Origin of the sequence: Marinobacterium stanieri (assembly GCF_900155945.1) — a bacterium.
GTDB classification, from domain to species: Bacteria; Pseudomonadota; Gammaproteobacteria; order Pseudomonadales; family Balneatricaceae; genus Marinobacterium; species Marinobacterium stanieri.
On the sequence record NZ_FTMN01000012.1, the window covers coordinates 25,538 to 47,240 of the forward strand.

Consider the following 21,703-nt stretch of genomic DNA (forward strand, 5'->3'; position numbering starts at 1 on the left):
TTAGATCGGCATCTTCATAACATCTTCATAAGCTGTGACCAGACGGTTGCGCACCTGGGTCATTGCCTGAAACGAAACTGAGGCTTTCTGCGCCTGAATCATCACCTGAGGCAGGTCTACCGAGGGGTCACCCTTCTCGTAGGCCGTGCGCAGACGGGATGCTTCAGACTGATGTTCGTTAACCTTGTCCACAGCGCTTTTGAGCAGATCGGCAAAGCCGCTGCTGTCGGCCTTGCTGATCCCGGACACCTGATTCAGCTCCGGTGCCTGCACGGGCGCCACGCCCTGCTGCATCTCCTGCCGAATCGTCCGCATCTGCGACAGCAGGCTGTTGATATCAGCACGTTCAATCATGCTATACCTCTCCTGTGCGGCAATATTTTGACATTATAGAGCCTGGCCTAACCTCATCAAGCCGGATAGTACACAAACCGACAATAGATTGACGATATGTCGGAAAAAGGCTCCTGCCCTGTGATGCAAGCAAAAAACGGGCCATACGGCCCGTTCTCTCAATTCAATATACAGGATTTGCCGCTCAGTAGATATTTTTCGGTGTTTCACCGTACTTCAGACGGACATACATCAAGGCAACCGTGATCGCATCACCCAACGCAGTATGTCGTTCGAGGATGGGGATATCCAATTTGCCGGCAATGGTATCGAAGCGCAGGTCCACGTCGCCACCGACATGCTTCCACTTGATGATGTCGTGGTAGACGTGGGACAGCTCAACCGCCTTGTTGGGCAAACCGAACCCCAACTGGGGACGCAGAAACTTGTCCAGCACACGTACATCAAAGTTGACGTAATAGCCCAGAATGGGTCGGTTGCCAACAAACTCCAGTACCTGTTTCAACGCATCTTCAAGCTCGATACCATCAACCAGATCCTGCGCCCTGAGCTTGTGAATCTTGATGGAATCGCCGCTTAGACTCGCCGGCGGCTTGAGTTTTATATCCAGGCGGTCACTGGTAATGACCTTGCGGCCCTTAATCCGTACTGCACCGATCGACAGGATCTCGGCCTTTTTCACATCCAGACTGGTGGTTTCACAATCCAGGGATACGACCTCGTCACCCTTGTAAGGTTCGAACAGCTCCGCCCAGGGCCCTTCCCGATGCTCCTTGCGTTCCTTATAGCGCCGTATCGAGCGCGGAATGATCATCTGTATCAGCCTCCGAGGTGGTAGCGTGTTGCCAGGTGCTTCTTGAATCCCTTCACCACATGAAGAGCGTCGCGCAGCAGGTCACGTTCGAGCTTGTTTAACTGCTGCAGGTCAATCTGGTTGGGCGTGGGGTCCAGGCCATCTTCCTGCTCCTCCGCCCGACGGATCTGCTGACGCAGGCGCAGCTGGATAAACAGGGCCAGCGCCTCGGACAGATCACTGCCATGTTCGGCCTGCATGACCTTCTGCTCCACCAGAGTTTCAATGCGCTGAAAAGTATTGGTCTTGAGAATACGGTGCTCCAGTGCCAGGGTGCGCACGCCATGCACAATCGGGAAGATGCCGCCCTTCTTGATATCCAGCTGTCCCTTGTCCTTGAGGTTGCCGAAAAAGGTCAGCGGCGTATCAAACTCCACGGCAGCACGGGCAAAGTGGGAGAAGAACACATCATTGTTGCGCAGGTGGCGCAGGAACCAGTTGCGCGCCACCTTGAACAGGGCTTCGTTGCCCGCTACAGGCTTTGCATCCACGGCAATGGCCAGGTTCATCTGGGCGTTACCTTCACAGGTGTCGGCCCAGTCACTCAGGTGCTGGGTCCAGTCCCCCACGGAGTTCACCCACTCCGGGTTGGATACCATGATATTGCCCGGGCAGGGTGGAAAACCGAACGAAATCAGGTTCTCGCTGAACCGGTTCAGGGTCTCCTGCATGCCGGGCCAGACCAGGTTTTCGCGGTAGATCAGGGCGTTATCCTGGTCGGTTTTCATGATCTGCTCACCACGCCCCTCCGACCCCATCACGATCAAACACACATGAGGCTGCATGTCTGCCGGAATAATCAGATCGAACAGCTTGGAAATAATACGGCCGTTCATGGCCGCCAGCAGATCCATGGTGAAGCGGATCTTCACTCCGGCGGAAATCAGCGCCTTGATCAGCTCGTTCAGGCCCTGAGCCGCTTCGCGCAACTGCTCGATGGTACCGGCGCGCTCGATACGCAAACCGATCACGTGGGAATGGCTGGAGAAATAACTCAGTACATCGGTCAGCTCAACAACCCCGACCATGGACTGGCCATCCATTACCACGACCCTTTCAATCTGCTGCTGGGTCATCATGACCAGTGCATTGAACAGGTAATCTTCGTGATCGATGGTGATCAAGCGGAAGCTGGCCACATCGATGATATCGGTATCCAGCGGTTTCTCATTGATCACCACCGCATCCAGCAGGTCGGTGCCGGTCACCATGCCGTAACGGCCGCCTCGGCGTGCCAGCAGACAGTCGGACTTGTGCTGACGCATCAGCTCGGTCGCCTGCTTGATGCTGGTTCCCTGCTCCACCACCAGCGGCTCACGCACAGTGGCATCCGTGATGCGAGCCAGCATGAACTCGGCCATGTCCTGGTTGCCGCCGTGTTGCGCGACAATCTCGCTTTTTACGGCCAGGTTCTGCTGGAAGTAATCGGCAAACTGGGCGTTGCTGGCGATCAGGTCCAGCAGAGTCCGCGTGGGCAGGATATGGCAGATGGTTTCTTCGTCCGCCACAAAGTTGTGAATGGCCGTGCCGCGCACCGCTGACCAGCCACCAAAGTAATCTTCATTCTCGTAGTGAACAAAAATGTGCTGGCCACCACCTTCTTCACCCTTATCAGCCGCCTCGCTTTCGCTAACCCGGCCCTTGAGGATGATAAACAGCCCTTCGGGCTTTTCACCTGCCGTAATGATCGCTTCGCCCTGCTGGAAGTATCCGATATCCAGATTCTTACCCAGCAGCGCCTGTTCGTCCTCATTCAGCAGGCTGAAGGGGATGTTGTCCATGTTAAATGCATCTGGCATCCGTCGTCTCCTCACCCGGTTATTGCATCAGAGAGTACCGGGGGCATCACGCCCCCGGCTGATCCGTATCAGGCTCAGTGTGCGTGCGCCTGGGCAGCACCCCGGGGAATACGAATGTCCTCGATGATGGACTGGATTTCCTCCGGCGGCTCCGGCGTCATGGACGCCACCAGCATCGCCACCACAAAGTTCAAAAGCATGCCGACAGTACCGAAGCCTTCCGGCGAAATACCAAACAGCCACTGATCAGGCGTGCCGCCCATGAACTTGAAGTAAATAATATAGGCCATGGTGGACCCCAGCCCCACCAGCATGCCGCTGACGGCACCCTGAGTGTTCATGCGGGTGCTGAAGATACCCAGCACGATGGCAGGAAATACCGAGGAAGCCGCCAAGCCAAAGGCCAGTGCGACCACCTGCGCCACAAACCCGGGCGGATTGATCCCGAAGTAGCCGGCAATGATGATGGCCACAATAGCCGCCAGGCGAGCGTACGTCAGCTCCTGCTTGTCGGTGATATTCGGGTTGATACTTTTCTTCATCAAGTCATGCGAGATCGAGGTCGAAATCACCAGCAACAGGCCCGCTGCAGTCGACAGGGCTGCGGCCACGGCACCCGCCGCCACCAGCGCAATCACCCAATCCGGCAGGTTGGCAATTTCCGGGTTCGCCAACACCATGATGTCACGATCAACATACACCTCATTGGCGCTGCTGGAGGCGTTTTCGGTCAAACGCTCGCCGTAATCACCACGCGAATCGATAAAGGCCGGTTTACCACCGTCAAACGCGGCGCCTGCCTGGTATTGCACCTTGCCATCGCCGTTCTTGTCGGCCCAGGCAATCAGGCCCGAGGACTCCCAGTTTTTGAACCAGCTGGGCATCTGGGTGTACTCAACACCGGCATTGTCAGGACCATTGATGGTTTCGATCAGGTTCACGCGACCAAAGCCCGCTACTGCCGGCACAGTGGTGTAAAGAATAGCGATGAAGATCAGCGCCCAGCCAGCGGAGATACGTGCATCCTTTACGCGCGGCACGGTGAAGAAGCGCACGATAACGTGAGGCAGGCCCGCCGTACCGCACATCAGTGCAGCGGTCATGAAGAACATATCGATGGTGGTCTTGTTGCCCTGGGTGTACTGGTCAAACCCAAGCTCTGACGAGAGTTCATTCAGGGTCACTAGAACCGAACGCCCATCTTCCAGTGTTGCACCCAGGCCGATCTGAGGCAGGAAGTGACCGGTCACTTGCATGGACAAGAAGAAAGCCGGCACCATAAAGGCCATGATCAGCACACAGTACTGCGCCACCTGAGTGTAGGTAATGCCTTTCATGCCGCCCAAAACAGCATAGAAAAATACGATCACCATCCCGACGATAACCCCGGTATTGATATCAACGTGCAGATAGCGCGAGAACACGATGCCGACACCGCGCATCTGCCCGGCGACATAGGTAAAGGAGATAACGATGGTGCAGATAACGGCGATATAGCGCGCCGTTTTGGAGTAGTAGCGGTCGCCCACGAAGTCGGGCACGGTAAACTTGCCGAACTTGCGCAGGTAAGGTGCCAGCAACATCGCCAGTAATACGTAGCCGCCGGTCCAGCCCATCAGATAGGCGGCCCCATCGCGACCAATGAAAGAGACAATCCCCGCCAGGGAGATAAAAGAGGCCGCAGACATCCAGTCCGCAGCAGTCGCCATGCCGTTGGCAACGGGCGGCACACCGCCCCCGGCAACATAGAATTCAGTTGTAGACCCGGCACGGGCCCAGATCGCAATGCCGATATAGAGGGCAAAAGAGCCACCTATAAACATGTAGGTCAGCAAATCGAGACTCATCACTCAGCTTCCTTGACTTGGTGATTGTTATTCGTGGACGTCGTATTTTTCGTCGAGGCGGTTCATGCTGAACACATAGGCCCAGATCAAACCGATAAAGACATAAATTGCGCCCTGCTGGGCGAACCAGAAGCCAAGCGGGAAGCCGAAGAATTGAATCTGGTCAAGCGCATCCACGAATAGAATGCCGCAGCCGTAGGAGACCGCAAACCAGATCACCATATAGGTGAAGATGATACGCAGGTTTTCGCGCCAGTAAGCGCGCGCGCTGTCCGGTTGGGAAGACATAACACCATCCTGTTGTTTTTATTTAAGGTGAGGTTCACCTTTGAATCTAACAAACAGGACAGGGTAAATATGCCCCGACTTTAGTCGGAGCATTACGTGTAAAAACAGGTGTTTACCAAGGATTGTAAATACTTAGCGACACACCATCTGATACAGCGGAGCTGCCTGCACGACTTCACGCAAACTGCCGGCCACCATAGCCTTTTGCTCATTCAGCTCGACCATCTCGCCCTTTTCACAGTTGAGCAGATGAACACTGTGTTCAACATGATCGGTATAGCTGCGCTCAAAGCGGTACAGCACCAGCTGCGCCAGAGTGCCATCGTCCGTGACCTGGTGCGCCACACTGTTGCGATCCAGCACAGTGAAGGTATCGGTCATCGGAAACAGGAAAGTCCAGGGACGCCAGATCATGCTGTTGGCTTCGTATGAGACAACCACTGAGCCTTCCGGCAGTTGGCTGGTCTTGAACTCGAACCAGGTATATTCGTTGTAGATCGAATACCCCAGCATTCCCAGACCGGCGGCGGCCGGCACGATCCATTTGGGCAGTTTTTTTCGGGTCAGAGAGCGCAGGATCAGAGCGATACCCGCCGCGCCCAGGCCGGCAAAAACAGTGGCAACCAGATTCCAGACCATACTTCTACTTCCTGAAAAAAGTCGGGCTTCCAGTTGGAAGCCCGAGGTGGTTCAACTTGTGACAGTCAGGCTGTCTGTTGAGTCATTATGACTTAGTGGTCAACGGCAGATCCAGCACCTTTCGGGTAACGCACGCTTTCCACCAGTTCCTGAATCTCAACCGGCGGCTCTTCAGTTGCATTGGAGACAACGAAGGCCACTGTGAAGTTGATGATCGCACCGATTGCACCGAAGGACAGCGGGGAGATACCCAGGATCCAGTTATCAACGGTGTCCGGCAGGTTGGCAGTACCCGGGATGAAGAACCAGCCCTTGTACATGAAGATGTACACCAGGGTAGTGATCAGACCGGCCAGCATGCCTGCGATAGCGCCCTTGTTGTTCACGCGCTTGGAGAAGATACCCATCATCAGTACCGGGAAGATGGAAGCAGCCGCGATACCGAAGGCCAGTGCCACCACCTGGGCCGCAAAGCCTGGCGGGTTCATACCCAGGTAGGTTGCCACTACGATCGCTACGGTCATGGATGCACGTGCCGCCATGAGCTCGCCCTTCTCGGAGATATCCGGATTGATGGAGTTCTTGATCAAGTCATGACTTACCGCAGAGGAGATTGCCAGCAACAGACCTGCCGCAGTGGACAGTGCCGCCGCCAGACCACCGGCTGCGATCAGACCGATAACCCAACCCGGCAGCTGTGCGATCTCGGGGTTCGCCAGTACCAGGATGTCGCGGTTGTAGGTCAGCTCGTTGCCTTCCCAGCCCTTGTCGGACATGTCGGCTTTATCGTTGTAGAACTGGATACGACCGTCATTGTTCTTGTCTTCGATGGTGATCAGCTTGGTTTCTTCCCAAGTTTTCATCCATTCCGGACGCTCATCGATCTGGATTGACGGAGCATCAGTACCGTTCGGGTAAACAGTGTCGATCAGGTTCATACGAGCCATGGACGCAACCGCCGGAGCAGTCAGGTACAGCAGCGCGATGAAGATCAGCGCCCAACCGGCAGACCAGCGCGCATCAGCTACCTTCGGTACAGTGAAGAAGCGGATGATAACGTGCGGCAGACCAGCAGTACCGATCATCAGCGTCAGGGTGAACAGCACCATGTTCAGCTTGTTCGGCACATCAGCGGTGTAAGCGGCAAAGCCCAGCTCCTGAACTACCTGGTCCAGTTTCGCCAGCAGCGGCATGCCGGATGCAGTGTGATCACCGAACAGGCCCAGCGCCGGAATCGGGTTACCGGTCAGCTCCATGGAAATGAAGATAGCCGGGATAGTGTAGGCCACGATCAGTACGCAGTACTGAGCCACCTGAGTGTAGGTGATGCCCTTCATACCGCCGAGTACGGCGTAGAAGAATACAACCACGGACGCGATAACCAGACCAGTATCCTTGTCCACTTCCAGGAAGCGGGAGAAGGCGATACCGGCACCCGCCATCTGGCCGATAACGTAGGTAGTGGACGCAACGATCAGACAGGCCACAGCGACCAGACGCGCCGGCTTGCTGTAGAAGCGATCGCCGATGAAGTCAGGTACGGTGAACTTGCCGAACTTACGCAGGTAAGGTGCCAGCAGCATCGCCAGCAGCACGTAACCACCTGTCCAGCCCATCAGGAAGGTAGAGTTGGCATAACCACCGGCGGCAATCAGGCCCGCCATGGAAATGAAGGACGCTGCAGACATCCAGTCAGCAGCCGTTGCCATACCGTTAGCAACCGGGTGTACACCCCCGCCTGCTACGTAGAACTCTTTGGTGGAACCCGCACGGGCCCAGATTGCGATGCCGAAGTAGAGAGCGAAGGACGCGCCTACGAACAGAAGGTTGATATAAAACTGATCCATCGATTACTCCTCCAGTCCCATCTCTGCATCAAGCTTGTTCATGCGCCAGGCGTAGAAGAAGATGATACCGATGAAGGTCAGAATTGAGCCCTGCTGAGCGAACCAGAAGCCCAGATCGGTGCCGCCGACAGTGATGCCGGACAACAGAGGACGGAACAGGATGCCGCAGCCGTAGGACACGAATGCCCAGACGACCAGGCTACCCAGGATCAGACGAAGGTTCGTCGACCAGTATAGAGCAGCTTTGGATTTATCATCTGCCATGGTGTTTCTCCGTTTTCTTGTTATTGGAGCCGGGAAGATACGAGATGATCTTGCATAAAGAACCGAAGCAAGAAAAGCCCCGACTTTAGTAGAACTCAAAGGTTCAACTTTCTTATAAAACCAAATAATCACTATTAATCAACAAGTTACATAATAGCGTCAAAAACATGACCCAGCTCATGTAATACAATAGTCAAGTACCGTTCATGATTTTAAACGGCCACTTTCGACTAAAGATGTATACTGTGATGCCGGACTTTTCAGCGGTACACTCTATATCTGTCCCAACACTGATATGAGAGCCTCCTTATGCTGTCTGGCTGGTCCATCATTCTGATCTCACTGGCTTACCTGGGCCTGCTGTTTGCCATCGCCTATTTCGGCGACAAAAGCAGTGCCGGGAAGCAATGGGCCAGCAACCCGGTGGTCTATTCACTGTCACTGGCCGTGTACTGTTCCAGCTGGACCTTCTACGGCGCCGTGGGCCGTGCGGCCTCTACCGGCTGGGAGTTTCTGGCTACCTATCTGGGGCCTGCCATCGTATTCATGCTGGCGATCCGGGTGATCGAAAAAGTCTTTCTGGTCAGCAAGCAGCAGAACATCACCACCATTGCCGACTTTATCTCCTCGCGTTACGGCAAGAGCCAGGGACTGGCGGTTCTGGTCACCATCATTGCCGTTATGGGCACCATTCCCTACATCGCGCTGCAGCTGAAAGCCGTCGCCATCAGCTATAACGCCCTGGCGCCCGGCGCCACCGAAGCCATGAGTAACGGCAGCGATACGGCGCTGTTTGTGGCACTGGTAATGGCAGTATTCGCCATCCTGTTCGGTACCCGCCATATCGATGCCACCGAGCATCATGAAGGGCTGGTATTGGCCGTGGCCTTTGAATCCCTGATCAAGCTTACCGCTTTTGTCGGCGTGGGTCTGTTTGTGGTCTTTGGCCTGTTTGACGGGGTCGAAGAAGTCACCAATCAGGTTATCGCCCAGCTGCGCCACAACGAGAACTTTGATACCGCTCTTAGCAGCGGCTTTCTGACCGAGATTGTACTGGCCTGCGCTGCCGCTATCTGTCTGCCGCGCCAGTTCCACGTCAGCATCGTGGAAAATACCCGTCAGCGTAACCTGCTGACCGCACGCTGGCTGTTTCCCACGTATCTGCTGCTGATGGCACTGTTTGTACTGCCCATCGCCACCGGCGGTATTACCTACTTCAGCAACACCGGTGTTGATGCCGACACCTATGTCCTGATGCTGCCTCTGGCCACAGGCTCCGAACACCTGGCGACGCTGGCCTTTATCGGCGGTTTGTCGGCGGCGACCAGTATGGTGATTGTGGCCAGTATCACTCTGGCCACCATGGTGTGTAACGACATCATCATGCCCCTGCTGTTCCGTATCTCCTGGCTGCACCTGTCGCAGTCGAAGGATCTGGGCGCCCTGCTGCTGCGGGTACGACGCATCACCATTATCTGCCTGCTGCTGATGGGCTATTTCTACTACCGCATTCTGGGTGAACAGGGGCCACTGGCCTCCTTTGGCTTGCTGGCATTCGTCGCAGCCATCCAGTTCCTGCCCGCCATTCTGGGCGGTATCTATTGGAAAGGCGGCACCCGTCACGGGGTGCTGGCGGGTCTGCTGGCCGGTTTCCTGCTTTGGCTCTACACTCTGGTGCTGCCCACACTGAACTCGGCCCGCCTGATCCCCTATGAATGGCTGCCACAGCTGACCGGCAACGAAGGCTGGCTCAGCCCCACCGGCCTGATGGGTATTGACGGTATGGACCCGCTTACCCACGGGGTGGTCTGGAGCCTGGGCGTAAACCTGCTGCTGTTTGTGATCGTCTCGCGGCTGGCAACACCGCGCCTGGTCGACCGCATTCAGGCCAGCGCCTTCGTCAACATCACCGCCAAGGGCATCACCGACCCCTCCCGTCACCTCGGGCAGGTTACCGTCGGTGACCTGCAGATGCTGAGCGAGCGCTTCCTTGGCATGAGCCGCACCCGACAGGCGTTCAGCACCTTTGGCCAGCAACGTGGCGAAGGCCCACCCATGGCGGCGGAAAAAGCCACACCCGAGCTGATTCAGTACACCGAGCGCCTGCTGGCCGGTGCCATCGGTGCATCCTCCGCCCGCATCGTGATGGACTCCACCCTGCGCGGCAAGGAGATGGAGATTGGTGACGTGGTCACCATTGTGGACGAGGCGTCTCAGGCACTGCGCTTCAACCGTTCACTGCTGCAATCCACCATCGAGAACATCAGCCTGGGCATCAGCGTAGTGGACCAGCAGATGCGGCTGGTGGCCTGGAACCAGCGCTATGTGGATATGTTCAACTACCCTGAAGGACTGATCTGCATCGGCCGCCCCATTGAGGAGGTGTTCCGCTATAACGCCATCAAGGGCGAGTACGGCCTGGGTGATGTGGAGCAACAGGTGCGCATGCGCCTGGACACCATCAGCTCCGGCGATCCTCACTCCTACGAACGCTTCCGACCCGATGGCACCGTGCTGGAAGTGCGTGGCAACCCCATGCCCAACGGCGGCTACGTCAACACCTACATGGATATCACCGAGCACAAGCGCATTGAAGAAGCCTTGCGTGAGAGTGAGCAGAACATCCGCATCTACACCGATAACGTGCCGGTGCTGATCGGCTACCTGGACCCGGACAAACGCTTCCTGTTTATCAACAAGGCCTATGCCGATGCCTTTGGCCTGGACCGGCACAACATTGCCGGCATGTCGGCGCTGGAAGCCCTGCCGGAAGAGGAATACCTGCACAGACGTCAATATATTGACAAGGTATTGCGTGGTGAGCGCCAGCGCTTTGAAACCCGGCTGCCGACTCATGATGGCAGCGTTCGTTTTGCCGAGGTGACCTATATCCCGCATATTGGCGAATACGGCGATGTGCTGGGCTACTTTACCCTGTATCAGGACATCACCGAGCGCCGTAAGGCCGAGCAGGCCCTGCAGGAGACCAACGAGAACCTGGAGCAACGTGTGCGCGAGCGCACCCATGCCCTGTCCGTTGTGAACAAGGAGCTGCGCAAGGAGAACACCATCCGCGCCCTGATGGAGGACGAGCTGCGTCAGGCCAAGTCGGATGCGGAGGCCGCCAACTTCGGCAAGACCCGCTTCCTCGCAGCAGCCAGTCACGACCTGCTGCAGCCCTTGAACGCGGCCCGTCTATTTACCTCGGCACTGGCTCAGCAGAGCCACAGCGACGAAACCAGCCAGCTGGTGGAGAACCTGGACGGCTCACTCAAGGCTGCCGAAGAGCTGATCACCGCGATTCTGGATATATCCAAACTGGATGCCGGCGCACTTGAGCCGACGCTGACCCACTTCTCGCTGGAAGGCCTGTTCCAGACTCTGAACACCGAGTTCAGCGCACTGGCACGGGAGAAAGGCCTCAAATTTGATACCGTCGACTGCAAACAGGTGGTGTACTCCGACCAGCCGCTGCTGCGCCGCATCATGCAAAACTTCCTATCCAACGCCATGCGCTATACCGCCCAGGGACGCGTCCTTATGGGTGCCCGCCGAGAGGGGCGCCAGCTGCGTCTGGAAGTCTGGGATACCGGTGTCGGCATTCCCGACAACAAGCTGCGCGAGGTATTCGAAGAATTCAAACGCATCGACAACCCCAAACACAGTCAGGTGAAAGGCCTCGGCCTGGGCCTGGCCATCACCGACCGTATCGCCCGCATGCTGGGACACCAGCTCCATGTGCGCTCCTGGCCCGGGCAGGGCACGGTGTTCAGCATCACCCTGCCGCTGGGTGACCCGGCGTTGGCACAGAAGTCGCGCCCCGAAAAGCGTGGCTGGATTCGCAGTAAAGGCCTCAACGGCGTACGTGTGCTGGTGATCGATAACGAGCCGAAGATTCTGGAAGGCATGGGTGCCCTGCTCAAGGGCTGGTCCTGTGAAGTGGCGGTTGCGCTGTCTGCCGATGATGCTCTGGAGGAGTTGGAAAGCCTTGGCTGGACGCCGGATATCATCCTGGCCGACTACCATCTGGGTGAGACCGATACCGGGATCATGGCGCTGCAACAGCTGGCCAGCCTGCCGGGGCAGACAGAGGGCGCCGAATACTTCAGCCCGGCCATAGTGATTACGGCTGACCGTACCGATGAAGTCAGGGACGAGATTAGTGCTGCCGGTGCACAGCTGCTAACGAAGCCGGTCAAGCCCGCTGCACTTAGAGCGATGATCAACAAGATCATGGCGAACCTGAAAGCGGGACGGGAGTAGTCAGGAAGGCTTTAGAGTCGCTCTGTTGCCGAGGTATTCGTGCGCAGAGCGCACTCCCACAGATTTACCTAGATTCAGGCAGGTTGAGCACTGCTGTAGTGCAATAATGCTGTGGGAAGTTTAGCTGTGGGAGGCTACTTTGTAGTCTGAAGTTCGCGCACAGAGTGTGCTCCCACAAGGCTGGCCAAAGCTTGCAGACATTTGATGGCTAACATGTGGAAGGCAGCTCTGTAGCCTAAGGTTCGCACACGGAGTGCGCTCCCACAAACCCAATCAAAGCCCGGGCAGGTGCTTGGATATTGGTGTGGGAGGCTGCCATGTGGGAGGCCGCTCCGCGGCCGAATGCTTCGCGCACAGGGTGCGTTCCCACAATTCCACAATTCCACAATTCCACAATTCCACAATTCCACAACACAGTCTGCAGCTAACTGACTGACAGAAGATCTACAGCACTGAAAATAAAGAGCTGTTTTGTTTCAGACTTCTGTCTTGGGCGGTTCTACACCCAGGCGCTGTGCAGCGATCACGGCCTGGGTACGGCTGTGAACACCCAATTTGCGCAGGATAGCAGTCACATGGGCTTTGATGGTCGCTTCAGACACGCTGAGTTCATAGGCGATCTGCTTGTTGAGCAGACCTTCGGTCAGCATGGTCAGTACGCGGAACTGCTGGGGAGTCAGGGATGCCAGAGCAGCGGCAAACTGCTGGTCTTCTTCGCTGACCTCATCCATGTTGTCGGTCAGTTCCTGCGGCAGCCACTCTTCGCCTTCCAGTACGGCAGTAATGGCCTCGGACAGGGTTTCCAGCGGCGCGGACTTGGGAATAAAGCCTGAGGCACCATAGTCGATGGCGCGCTTCATCACATGCGGCTCTTCACTCCCGGAGACAACCACCACCGGCACGCCGGGGTGCTGGCCACGCAGGAACACCAGGCCGGAGAAGCCGTGGGTGCCGGGCATGTGAATATCCAACAGCACCAGATCAGCATCGTTATGCTTCTCGACCGCTTCTTGCACCGCTGCCAGGCTGTCGGCTTCGACGATGTCGATACCAGGCACGGCCTGCGTCACGGCCTGACGGAGCGCCGCACGGAACAGAGGGTGGTCATCAGCGATTATGATCTTGTGTGCCAGTTGCATGCATCGTTCTCCCAGGAGCTGTTTTTAACTGGGCCATCGACCCTGAGGCCAAGGCAGACCGTTTTCCGGCACAGCATAATAGCACTTCTCGCTATACAAAACCGCAACCGGAGCAGGTGTTAGTGATTATAGGGGTTTTCAGCGGACAGACGTGAAAACGCCCGCGGCCAGAGGTCGCGGGCGTTCGTGAACCAGAGTGTAAGGCGTTGGAATTAGCCTTTGCGGTTCATGCGGTTTTCGATCAGGTCGTCAACCACGGTCGGGTCAGCCAGGGTAGAGGTATCTCCCAGGGCACCGAAATCGTCTTCAGCGATCTTGCGCAGGATACGGCGCATGATTTTGCCAGAACGAGTTTTCGGCATGCCCGGTGCGAACTGGATCAGGTCCGGAGACGCGATCGGGCCGATTTCGGAACGTACCCAGTTGCGCAGCTCTTTCATCAGCTCATCAGACTCCTCGTAACCGCTCTGCAGGGTGACGTACACGTAGATACCCTGACCTTTAAGATCATGCGGGTAGCCCACTACTGCTGCCTCAGCGACCGCCTTGTGTGCAACCAGTGCAGATTCAACCTCGGCAGTACCCATACGGTGACCGGATACGTTGATTACGTCATCCACACGACCGGTGATCCAGTAGTAGCCATCTTCGTCACGGCGGGCACCATCACCAGTGGTGTACACACCCTTGAAGCTGGAGAAGTAGGTCTGGGTGAAGCGCTCATGGTCGCCCCAGATGGAACGGCTCTGGCCCGGCCAGGAGTCCTTGATCACCAGGTTACCTTCGGTTGCGCCTTCCAGTTCGTTACCTTCGTTGTCCAGCAGTGCCGGCTGTACGCCGAAGAACGGACGGCTGGCAGAGCCCGGCTTGGCCGGTGTCGCGCCCGGCAGCGGCACGATCATGATGCCGCCGGTTTCGGTCTGCCACCAGGTATCGACGATCGGGCAGTTACCCTTACCGACAACGCGGTGGTACCACTCCCAGGCTTCCGGGTTGATCGGCTCGCCCACGGAGCCAAGCAGTTTCAGGCTGGACAGATCGGAATCACCCAGTACGTCTTCGCCCTGCTGCATCAGTGCACGGATTGCAGTCGGTGCGGTGTAGAACTGGTTAACCTTGTGCTTCTCGATCACACGGCCGAAACGGCTGTTGTCCGGGTAGCTCGGCACACCTTCAAACATGACGGTGGTAGCACCGTTGGCCAGCGGACCGTACACGATGTAGCTGTGACCAGTAACCCAACCCACGTCGGCAGTACACCAGTAGATGTCGCCTTCCTGATAGTCGAACACGTACTGGTGCGTCATGGCCGCGTAGACCATGTAACCACCGGTGGTGTGTTTCAGACCTTTCGGGGCACCGGTAGAACCGGATGTGTAGAGGATGAACAGCGGAGCTTCAGCGTTCATCGGCTCGGCCGGGCAATCGGTAGACGCAGCGGCAACCGCTTCTTCGTACCAGACGTCACGGCTGTCGTTCCAGGCCACATCCTTATCAACGCGTTTGACCACGAAGACATTATCGATCAGCTCAGCCGCGCCAGCGTGATCATCCAGCGCCTTGTCGACGTTGGCTTTCAGCGGCACAGCCTTGCCACCGCGCAGAGAGTAGTTGGAGGTCACCACGACCTTGGACTTGGCGCCTTCGATACGGGCGGCCAGTGCGTCCGGCGAGAAGCCACCGAATACGATAGAGTGAACGGCACCGACGCGAGCACAGGCCAGCATGGCTACAGCGGCTTCCGGGATCATCGGCATGTACAGGGTAACCACATCACCCTTCTCAACGCCCTTGGCCTTGAGTGCGTTGGCAAAACGGCAGACACGCTCATGCAGGTCGCGGTAGGTGATTTTTTCGTCTTCGTCCGGGCTGTCCCCTTCCCAGATGATGGCAATCTGGTCACCACGGGTTTCCAGGTGACGGTCCAGACAGTTGTAGGCAGCGTTCAGCTCACCATCTTCGTACCATTTGATGTCGACGTTGTGCGGATCGAAGCTGGTGTGTTTAACCTTGGTGTACGGCTTGAACCAGTCCAGGCGCTTGCCCTGTTCGCCCCAGAACGCATCGGGATCATTCACCGACTGCTCGTACATGGCCAGGTAAGTATCGTTGTCGATGTGCGCCTTGGCTGCGAAAGCCGGATCGACCGGGTAGACTTTTTGTTCACTCATGGTGATGCCCTTAACTTGCGATTTGTTTTTATACCTTGGTCACGCCGCTCTTGGTTATAGTCGCTATTGTCGGCGCATGCGAGTTACCTAGGGAGGTTATACCGAAGCGCCTCCGTCCCCCTGAATTAGACATTGGTCTACTCGGATCACTACAAAAGTCTCAAACTCCAAGGTAAGCAAGTATTCACTTACCTGCTAACATCGACTCCAGATCAATTCCCTCTTCACGCATTCGGGCGAGCTTATACCTTAGTGTCCTGGGGCTGATCCCCAGCTTCTCGGATGCATCCTTGCGACTGCCATTGGTTGCCCGCAAGGCTTCCACAATCAGCTGGTATTCATGCTGCTTGAGATCATTCCCCAGCAGACCATCCGGCTCGGTTTCTGCCGGCTCATCAATACTTGCGGATGTCTGTGTCTGCATCTCGCCCAGCGGGATCGCCTGGCCGCTCAGGTGCAGGTCTTCGGCACGGATCAGCGCGCCACCCTGCAGAATCAGCGCCCGCTGCATCACGTTATCCAGTTCACGCACGTTGCCGGGCCAGGCATAGTCACGCAACTGCGCCACGGCCGCAGGCTCAAGACGCGCCAGCGTGCGACCCATCTTACGGCAATGATGTTGCAGCAACTTCAGGGCCAGCGGCTCTATATCCTCCTGGCGCTCGCGCAGCGGCTGCCACTGCAGCGGGAATACATTGAGGCGGTAATAGAGGTCTTCACGGAATTTGCCTTCAGATACATAGGCTTCCAGCTTGCGGTTACTGGTGGCCAGCACACGCACATCCAGCGGAATCACCTTACGCCCGCCGATGCGCTCTACTTCCTGTTCCTGCAGCACACGAAGCAGTTTCGCCTGCAGGCCCAAGTCCATTTCGCTGATTTCGTCCAGCAACAGCGTGCCGCCGTTAGCCTGCTCAAACTTGCCGGGCTGACTGCCGATGGCACCGGTAAATGCGCCCTTTTCATGGCCGAACAGGGTCGCTTCCAGCATGCTCTCGGGAATGGCGGCGCAGTTGATGGCGATAAAAGGTTTGGATTTGCGCGGCGAGTGCTGGTGGATATACCGCGCCAGCACCTCCTTACCCGTACCTGACTCGCCGGTGATCAGTACGGTTGAATCGGTCGTCGCCACACGCTGGGCCAGTTGTAGCAGATGGCGACTGCCCGGTGCTTCCGCAATGGGCGCTTCACTGTCGGCTTCAACCCGCCCCTCCGCATGGGTGCGGATCAGCGTCACTAGCTGTTCAGGTTCAAAGGGCTTCATCAGATAATCGACGGCGCCGTTGCGGATCGCCTCCACCGCCTTACTGACCTGACCATAAGCCGTGATCAGCGCCATGGGCAAAGCCGGATACTGTTGCTTCACCTGAGCCAGCAGTGCATGACCGTCCATGCCCGGCATATTGACGTCGGAGACCACCATATCGACCCGATTGCTCTGCAGGCACTCCAGCGCCTCTTCACCACTGCCCGCCTGCAGATAGCCGATATTGGCCAGCTCCAGAGTGTCGGCAATGGCTTCTCGCAGATCCACATCATCTTCAACGATCAATACCGTAGCGGTCATGGGTGTCCTTCATCAGTTTTCAGCAGGGGTAAACGGAAACAGGCACGGGTGCCTTGCCCCGGTGTAGAGCTCAGTTCAAATTCGCCATGGTGCGCCTTGGCCATCACCTGGGCGATGGCAAGCCCGAGGCCGGTGCCATGGGAACGGGTGGTGTAAAAGGGTTCTTGCGCGCGCTTGAGTGTTTCGGCATCCATCCCCGGCCCCTGGTCGACTACCTCAATCTGCAGTCGATCTGCCGACTGACTCAAGCGTAGCTTCAGCTCGGCGCCCTCGCCACAGGCCTGGAGCGCATTGCTGACCAGGCTCAACACAGCGCCCAACAGGGCCTCCAGGTTACACTGGATTAGCGCCTCTGGGGCTTCGTTAATGCAATCACAGTCGGCGTCATACTGAGTCAAAGGCTGGTCCAGCAGGTCTTCAAGACGCGCCATCAGGGTACGGCCATCGACGCGGTCCTCCAGCTTGGTCTCGCCACGGGCGAAGATCAGCATATCGCGAACCTGCTGCTCCAGATGCGTCAGGCGTGACTTCACCTTGCCGGCAAAACGGATGCGCTTGTCATCGTCCAATTGCGGCGCCATCAAATGGCTGGCATAGAGCAACGCGGCCGATAGAGGCGTACGCACCTGATGCGCCAACGAGGCCATCATACGGCCCATCTCGGAGAGGCGCTGGTAATGGTGCAGCTGCTCCTGCAAGGTGCGCGTATGAGTCTGGTCGGTAAGGAACACCAATTGCCCCGGCTCGCCTTGCAGAGATTGGGTCGACAGGCTGACACGGCGGCCATTTTTCAGCGACACCTCATGGCCATCATCGGGCCGGGGCGCAAAGCAGGCGTTGATCACTTCGAGCCAGGTCTTACCCGCCAGCGTTATCCCCAGCAGCGCTTCTGCTGCCGGGTTATGCTCGGTCACCTGGCCATTTTGCCCAATAACCAACACCCCGCCGGGCATGCGATCAATCAGGCGTTGCAGGCGGTCTTTGCTGAACTCAATACCTTCATTATTGCGCTGAAGACTCTCATTGGTTCGCTGAAGGCTCTCATTCTCGTGCTCAAGCTCAGCGACACGGGCTTCCAACTCGGCAATACGTGCCTGTGTATCCGGTGAGCTCATTGACGTTCAATTCCGTATTTGCGCATCTTTTCGACCAGCGTGGTACGGCGAATCTGCAGTAAACTTGCCGCACGGGAGACCACCTGATTACTTGCTGCAAGCGCCTGCTGAATCAAGGTTTGTTCCTGGTTTTCCAGCCAGGCTTTCAAATCCAGCCCATCGGCCGGTAGCCCTGCCTGTTCTGATATGGCTACAGGCTGAGCGGGGTGAGTAGCGGTTTCGAGGGGCGCGGTTTCATCCACAGGTACGCTCGCTTCATCCAATTCCAGCGCCTGTTGATAATGCTCCGGGTTGGGCTCGGGCAGGTGACGGAATTTCGCCGGCAGCTCACTGACGCCGATTACGCCGCCGGGGTGGATGATGCTGAGCCGCTCAACCAGGTTGGCCAGTTCCCGCACATTGCCCGGCCAGGGATGGCGCTTGAGTGACTCCAGCGCGGCCGGATGAAACTGCAAACGACCTGCATCCTGATCATCCAGCTGCTCGCAGAGGTTATGGATAAGCAGCGGCAGGTCTTCCAGCCGTTCGCGCAGAGCCGGCATCTCAATGGGAAAGACATTCAGGCGGTAGTACAAGTCTTCTCGGAACTGACCATCCTGAATCATCAACTCCAGGTTCTTATGGGTGGCGGCGATGATACGCACATCCACATTCAGCGTTTTACTGCCACCTACACGCTCAAACTGCTTCTCCTGCAGAACACGCAGGATTTTTACCTGCATCGGCAGCGGCATATCGCCGATTTCATCGAGAAACAGCGTGCCGCCATTAGCCAGCTCGAAACGACCTGGCCGGCTGGAGATCGCGCCGGTAAAGGCCCCTTTCTCATGGCCGAAGAGTTCACTTTCCAGCAACTCGGAGGGTATAGCACCACAGTTTACGGGCACGAAGGGCCCATTGGCACGGCCGGAGTGCTCATGCAGGCAGCGCGCGACCACTTCCTTACCCGTGCCCGACTCCCCTGTCACCAATACACTGATATCGCGTGGCGCAACCTGGGAAATGAGATGACGAATGGTCCACACCGAACGGCTTTGGCCGACAAAGCCGGGCATATCGGGCAGGTCTTGCCAGTGCTCTGGCGCCTGTTCATTCAGAACGGTGCACTGATGCAGCCAATCCATCAGCTGTGGATAACGATAGGGAGCCTCCAGCACACCCAGAATCAGATGACGGGAAAAGTCGGCCCGTTCAAGCTCCGGCCATTCGCAGGTAAGTAACTTGGGGATACGTCGGGATTGATCCAGGTCCGAGATCAGCTTGCCAAGGGCGATTGGCAGCGTGCTTTCACCAATCAACACCAAGCCAACATCGGCAAGCGACAGCTCCTTGCCTTGCTGCAGCCAGGTTACAAAGTCAAAAACATGACACTCACGCTCCAGCAACTCGAAAACAGCCTGAAGACTGTCGCGCCGCTGGGGGTCGTCATCCAGAATCAGTATATCTAACGCAGCGGGGTTACCCTTTCCTTGCATGATCGGATCCGAGACTTGTCAGGATTCCGTCAAAGGTACCGGAAGCGGGTGGTATGTCAATAGATTGACGCCGGATGGATTCCCGCTTCACGGCTTTAGGCCAAACAGCAGCTCTTTCAGGCTGAAATCTTATGCGGAAAGGAGGTATGTGTCTGGTGAAGACTGTTAGCAAGTACAACAGCAAATGCTTACGGGCACTCAACAAATCCCCTTTACTTTTTTACAGCATGCTTCATCACACACCCTGACAAAACGTCGGTCCTTACTTTCAAAGTTGCCTACTCCACCCGCACGTATGATCCATGAAAAAAACTCTCCATTTATCTTCATAGTCCCAGTAGAGTTGCAGGGGAAAATATTATAATCATCATGGACCTCTCGCTCATTACTCAACCGAGATTCCAGGACATAGTCCGCGACCTGTTCTTTCGTTAAATGAAAGGTCTTACACATCTCAATTACTTCAACACTTTCTTCTATGCTATTACCTTGTGTCAAAATATTAATATCAGTAATTAAAACATCCGAAAAACAATGGACTGAATAGAGTGAGGCAAATAATAAAAAGAAAAACTTCTTCATTTATAGTTCTCCTTAAGCCAATCAAGAGCCGTAGAACCTTCATTTATTTTCTTTCTTGCAACTGCGCCATGGGCATATACATCATCTGATAGAGAAAGCTTGTAATACTCAAGCAGTTTAGTAACAAGCCACAGAAAGCTAGAAGCTTGATCAGCCGTTAACTCTTCGAATAGGCCTTTATCACTTGTACTACTCCCAAGATATAAACCGACTATCTCAATACCAATAGAGTCACTATTCATAGGGTATCGATCTGGATAGTCTTTTTTCCTTTCATGCTGCAATACTTCCTTGAACTTCTCGGACCAGCGACCGCTGCCATGCAGAATACCCTTTATAATTTTTCCATCTTCTTCTGTACAAGAAGCCTCAAGTCTGCACCTTGAAACAACATACCCCATATGCCAGCATTTTTTATCAAGCCTTGCTGTTTGATAAATCTTACCATTTTTATCAATTAAAAAATGGGCCCCTGACTTTTTCGTTTTCCATGCATTCAAGGTAGATTGCGCCGTGCTGGCAGCTGTTCTATGAACAACGATAGAGTTAACTTTGGATAGAGCGCCATGCTCAATATTACTTATAATTTTCAGTTCTACCTTATCTGGATGATTCTTTACTTCACCATTGAGAACGGAAAAAACATTTTCATCTTCTTTTAGATTCATACTACCACTTCCATGTAGGTAAAATAATACTTATAAATTTATTAGCTTTATAAAAAGCTTTTCTGTATCACTATGCACAAAATAACAAACAAGTTGGATATAGTTTCACGTTAAAAGCTTTACACTCAATTAAACCAGATATACCCTTTAGCACATTCCCGTATCCAGAAAACAACATCACCTCCCAAACTGACTGAAAGACAACCGTCCTCATAAAGATTTAGGACCTTAAATAAATTAGAAAAAATTCATAAATCATCCTTATTAATAACATAAAATGTAAATTTCATAACGAACGGATACTATCCAATTACAGAAAAAATCCGACCTTGGGTTAATAGATTTTATTTATTTTAAAAAACCAAATCAGCCTATTTTCAAAACATCCCCCAACGGCCTAAACAAAATAGCCTCTTTTCTTTGCTTACTCTCAGGAATAACTATCGAACAATCATCTTCTATAGCAAGAAAATCATCCCAATAGAGAATAAAGTCTTTCCATTTGACCTTGAATACAATTTTTCTCTTAGCAAAAAAATTAACAAAACCATCTTCTGGCCAATTAACCGAATCTCGAAGAATTTTTGAGACCGCATAGTTATCATCATCATTGTATGCCTCTAACCAATCCCCAATTCGAACTGAGTCACTTGATATAAGCCAGCAGTCATCGGGCAAGTCAAAGTATGATGATGTACCAATATTAATTGCATGATCCCAAGCACTTTCGGCTATCTTTACATCAAGTAAAAAAACCTTGTTTTTCAATGTTTTTTTAAAATAATCAGCATAGCCAGTTTCTTGAACGCAAATTAATTCCTTAGACATGGTA

Annotated in this window: 17 protein-coding genes; 1 reads left to right on the top strand and 16 read right to left on the bottom strand. The window is 55.1% G+C overall.

Going from position 1 to position 21,703, the window contains the following annotated elements; all coding sequences use genetic code 11:
- The 8 genes from fliE to BW956_RS20000 form a co-directional block, all read right to left on the bottom strand.
- The gene (fliE, locus tag BW956_RS19965) at nt 1-354 is read right to left on the bottom strand and encodes a flagellar hook-basal body complex protein FliE (protein ID WP_010325314.1); all 354 of its coding nucleotides are present in this window, start codon (nt 352-354) and stop codon (nt 1-3) included.
- Nucleotides 355-538: 184 nt separating this feature from the next.
- Complete coding sequence (locus tag BW956_RS19970) at nt 539-1,168, bottom strand: 3'-5' exonuclease (RefSeq protein WP_010325313.1); 630 nt, start codon at nt 1,166-1,168, stop codon at nt 539-541.
- Nucleotides 1,169-1,173: 5 nt separating this feature from the next.
- Complete coding sequence (locus BW956_RS19975) at nt 1,174-3,006, bottom strand: putative nucleotidyltransferase substrate binding domain-containing protein (protein ID WP_076465759.1); 1,833 nt, start codon at nt 3,004-3,006, stop codon at nt 1,174-1,176.
- 74 nt (nt 3,007-3,080) lie between these two features.
- Complete coding sequence (locus tag BW956_RS19980) at nt 3,081-4,853, bottom strand: sodium:solute symporter family protein (protein ID WP_010325311.1); 1,773 nt, start codon at nt 4,851-4,853, stop codon at nt 3,081-3,083.
- Nucleotides 4,854-4,880: 27 nt separating this feature from the next.
- Nucleotides 4,881-5,141 (bottom strand): DUF4212 domain-containing protein, encoded by a 261-nt coding sequence (locus tag BW956_RS19985; protein ID WP_010325310.1) that lies wholly within the window; start codon nt 5,139-5,141, stop codon nt 4,881-4,883.
- 132 nt (nt 5,142-5,273) lie between these two features.
- Complete coding sequence (locus BW956_RS19990; protein ID WP_076465762.1) at nt 5,274-5,780, bottom strand: hypothetical protein; 507 nt, start codon at nt 5,778-5,780, stop codon at nt 5,274-5,276.
- Nucleotides 5,781-5,872: 92 nt separating this feature from the next.
- Nucleotides 5,873-7,627, bottom strand: a complete 1,755-nt coding sequence (locus tag BW956_RS19995; protein ID WP_076465765.1) for a sodium:solute symporter family protein — start codon at nt 7,625-7,627, stop codon at nt 5,873-5,875.
- A gap of 3 nt (nt 7,628-7,630) precedes the next feature.
- The gene (locus BW956_RS20000; RefSeq protein ID WP_010325307.1) at nt 7,631-7,891 is read right to left on the bottom strand and encodes a DUF4212 domain-containing protein; all 261 of its coding nucleotides are present in this window, start codon (nt 7,889-7,891) and stop codon (nt 7,631-7,633) included.
- 309 nt (nt 7,892-8,200) lie between these two features.
- On the opposite strand from BW956_RS20000, the gene BW956_RS20005 reads away from it, so the two are divergent.
- Nucleotides 8,201-12,154 (top strand): hybrid sensor histidine kinase/response regulator, encoded by a 3,954-nt coding sequence (locus tag BW956_RS20005; protein WP_076465767.1) that lies wholly within the window; start codon nt 8,201-8,203, stop codon nt 12,152-12,154.
- Nucleotides 12,155-12,630: 476 nt separating this feature from the next.
- Here the strand turns inward: BW956_RS20005 and BW956_RS20010 are convergent, their stop codons facing one another.
- The 8 genes from BW956_RS20010 to BW956_RS20045 all read right to left on the bottom strand — a co-directional run bounded on the left by BW956_RS20010 (nt 12,631) and on the right by BW956_RS20045 (nt 21,699).
- On the bottom strand, nt 12,631-13,293 hold the full coding sequence (locus BW956_RS20010) for a response regulator transcription factor (RefSeq protein WP_010325305.1): 663 nt from the start codon (nt 13,291-13,293) through the stop codon (nt 12,631-12,633).
- Between the two features lie 212 nt (nt 13,294-13,505).
- On the bottom strand, nt 13,506-15,464 hold the full coding sequence (acs, locus tag BW956_RS20015; protein ID WP_076465770.1) for an acetate--CoA ligase: 1,959 nt from the start codon (nt 15,462-15,464) through the stop codon (nt 13,506-13,508).
- Nucleotides 15,465-15,648: 184 nt separating this feature from the next.
- Nucleotides 15,649-17,031 (bottom strand): sigma-54-dependent transcriptional regulator, encoded by a 1,383-nt coding sequence (locus BW956_RS20020; protein WP_076465773.1) that lies wholly within the window; start codon nt 17,029-17,031, stop codon nt 15,649-15,651.
- On the bottom strand, nt 17,028-18,146 hold the full coding sequence (locus BW956_RS20025; protein WP_076465775.1) for an ATP-binding protein: 1,119 nt from the start codon (nt 18,144-18,146) through the stop codon (nt 17,028-17,030). Before BW956_RS20025 ends, BW956_RS20020 begins: the two co-directional genes overlap by 4 nt.
- Nucleotides 18,143-19,621 carry a sigma-54 dependent transcriptional regulator gene (locus tag BW956_RS20030; RefSeq protein WP_076465777.1) on the bottom strand — a complete coding sequence of 493 codons (1,479 nt, stop codon included), beginning with the start codon at nt 19,619-19,621 and terminating at the stop codon, nt 18,143-18,145. The genes BW956_RS20025 and BW956_RS20030 overlap by 4 nt, the downstream gene beginning before the upstream one ends.
- Nucleotides 19,622-19,819: 198 nt before the next feature.
- The gene (locus BW956_RS20035) at nt 19,820-20,203 is read right to left on the bottom strand and encodes a hypothetical protein (RefSeq protein WP_076465779.1); all 384 of its coding nucleotides are present in this window, start codon (nt 20,201-20,203) and stop codon (nt 19,820-19,822) included.
- Nucleotides 20,200-20,871 (bottom strand): peptidoglycan recognition protein family protein, encoded by a 672-nt coding sequence (locus tag BW956_RS20040; protein ID WP_083703167.1) that lies wholly within the window; start codon nt 20,869-20,871, stop codon nt 20,200-20,202. Before BW956_RS20040 ends, BW956_RS20035 begins: the two co-directional genes overlap by 4 nt.
- Before the next feature lie 366 nt (nt 20,872-21,237).
- Complete coding sequence (locus BW956_RS20045) at nt 21,238-21,699, bottom strand: DUF2947 family protein (protein ID WP_076465782.1); 462 nt, start codon at nt 21,697-21,699, stop codon at nt 21,238-21,240.
- Nucleotides 21,700-21,703 lie beyond the last annotated feature (4 nt).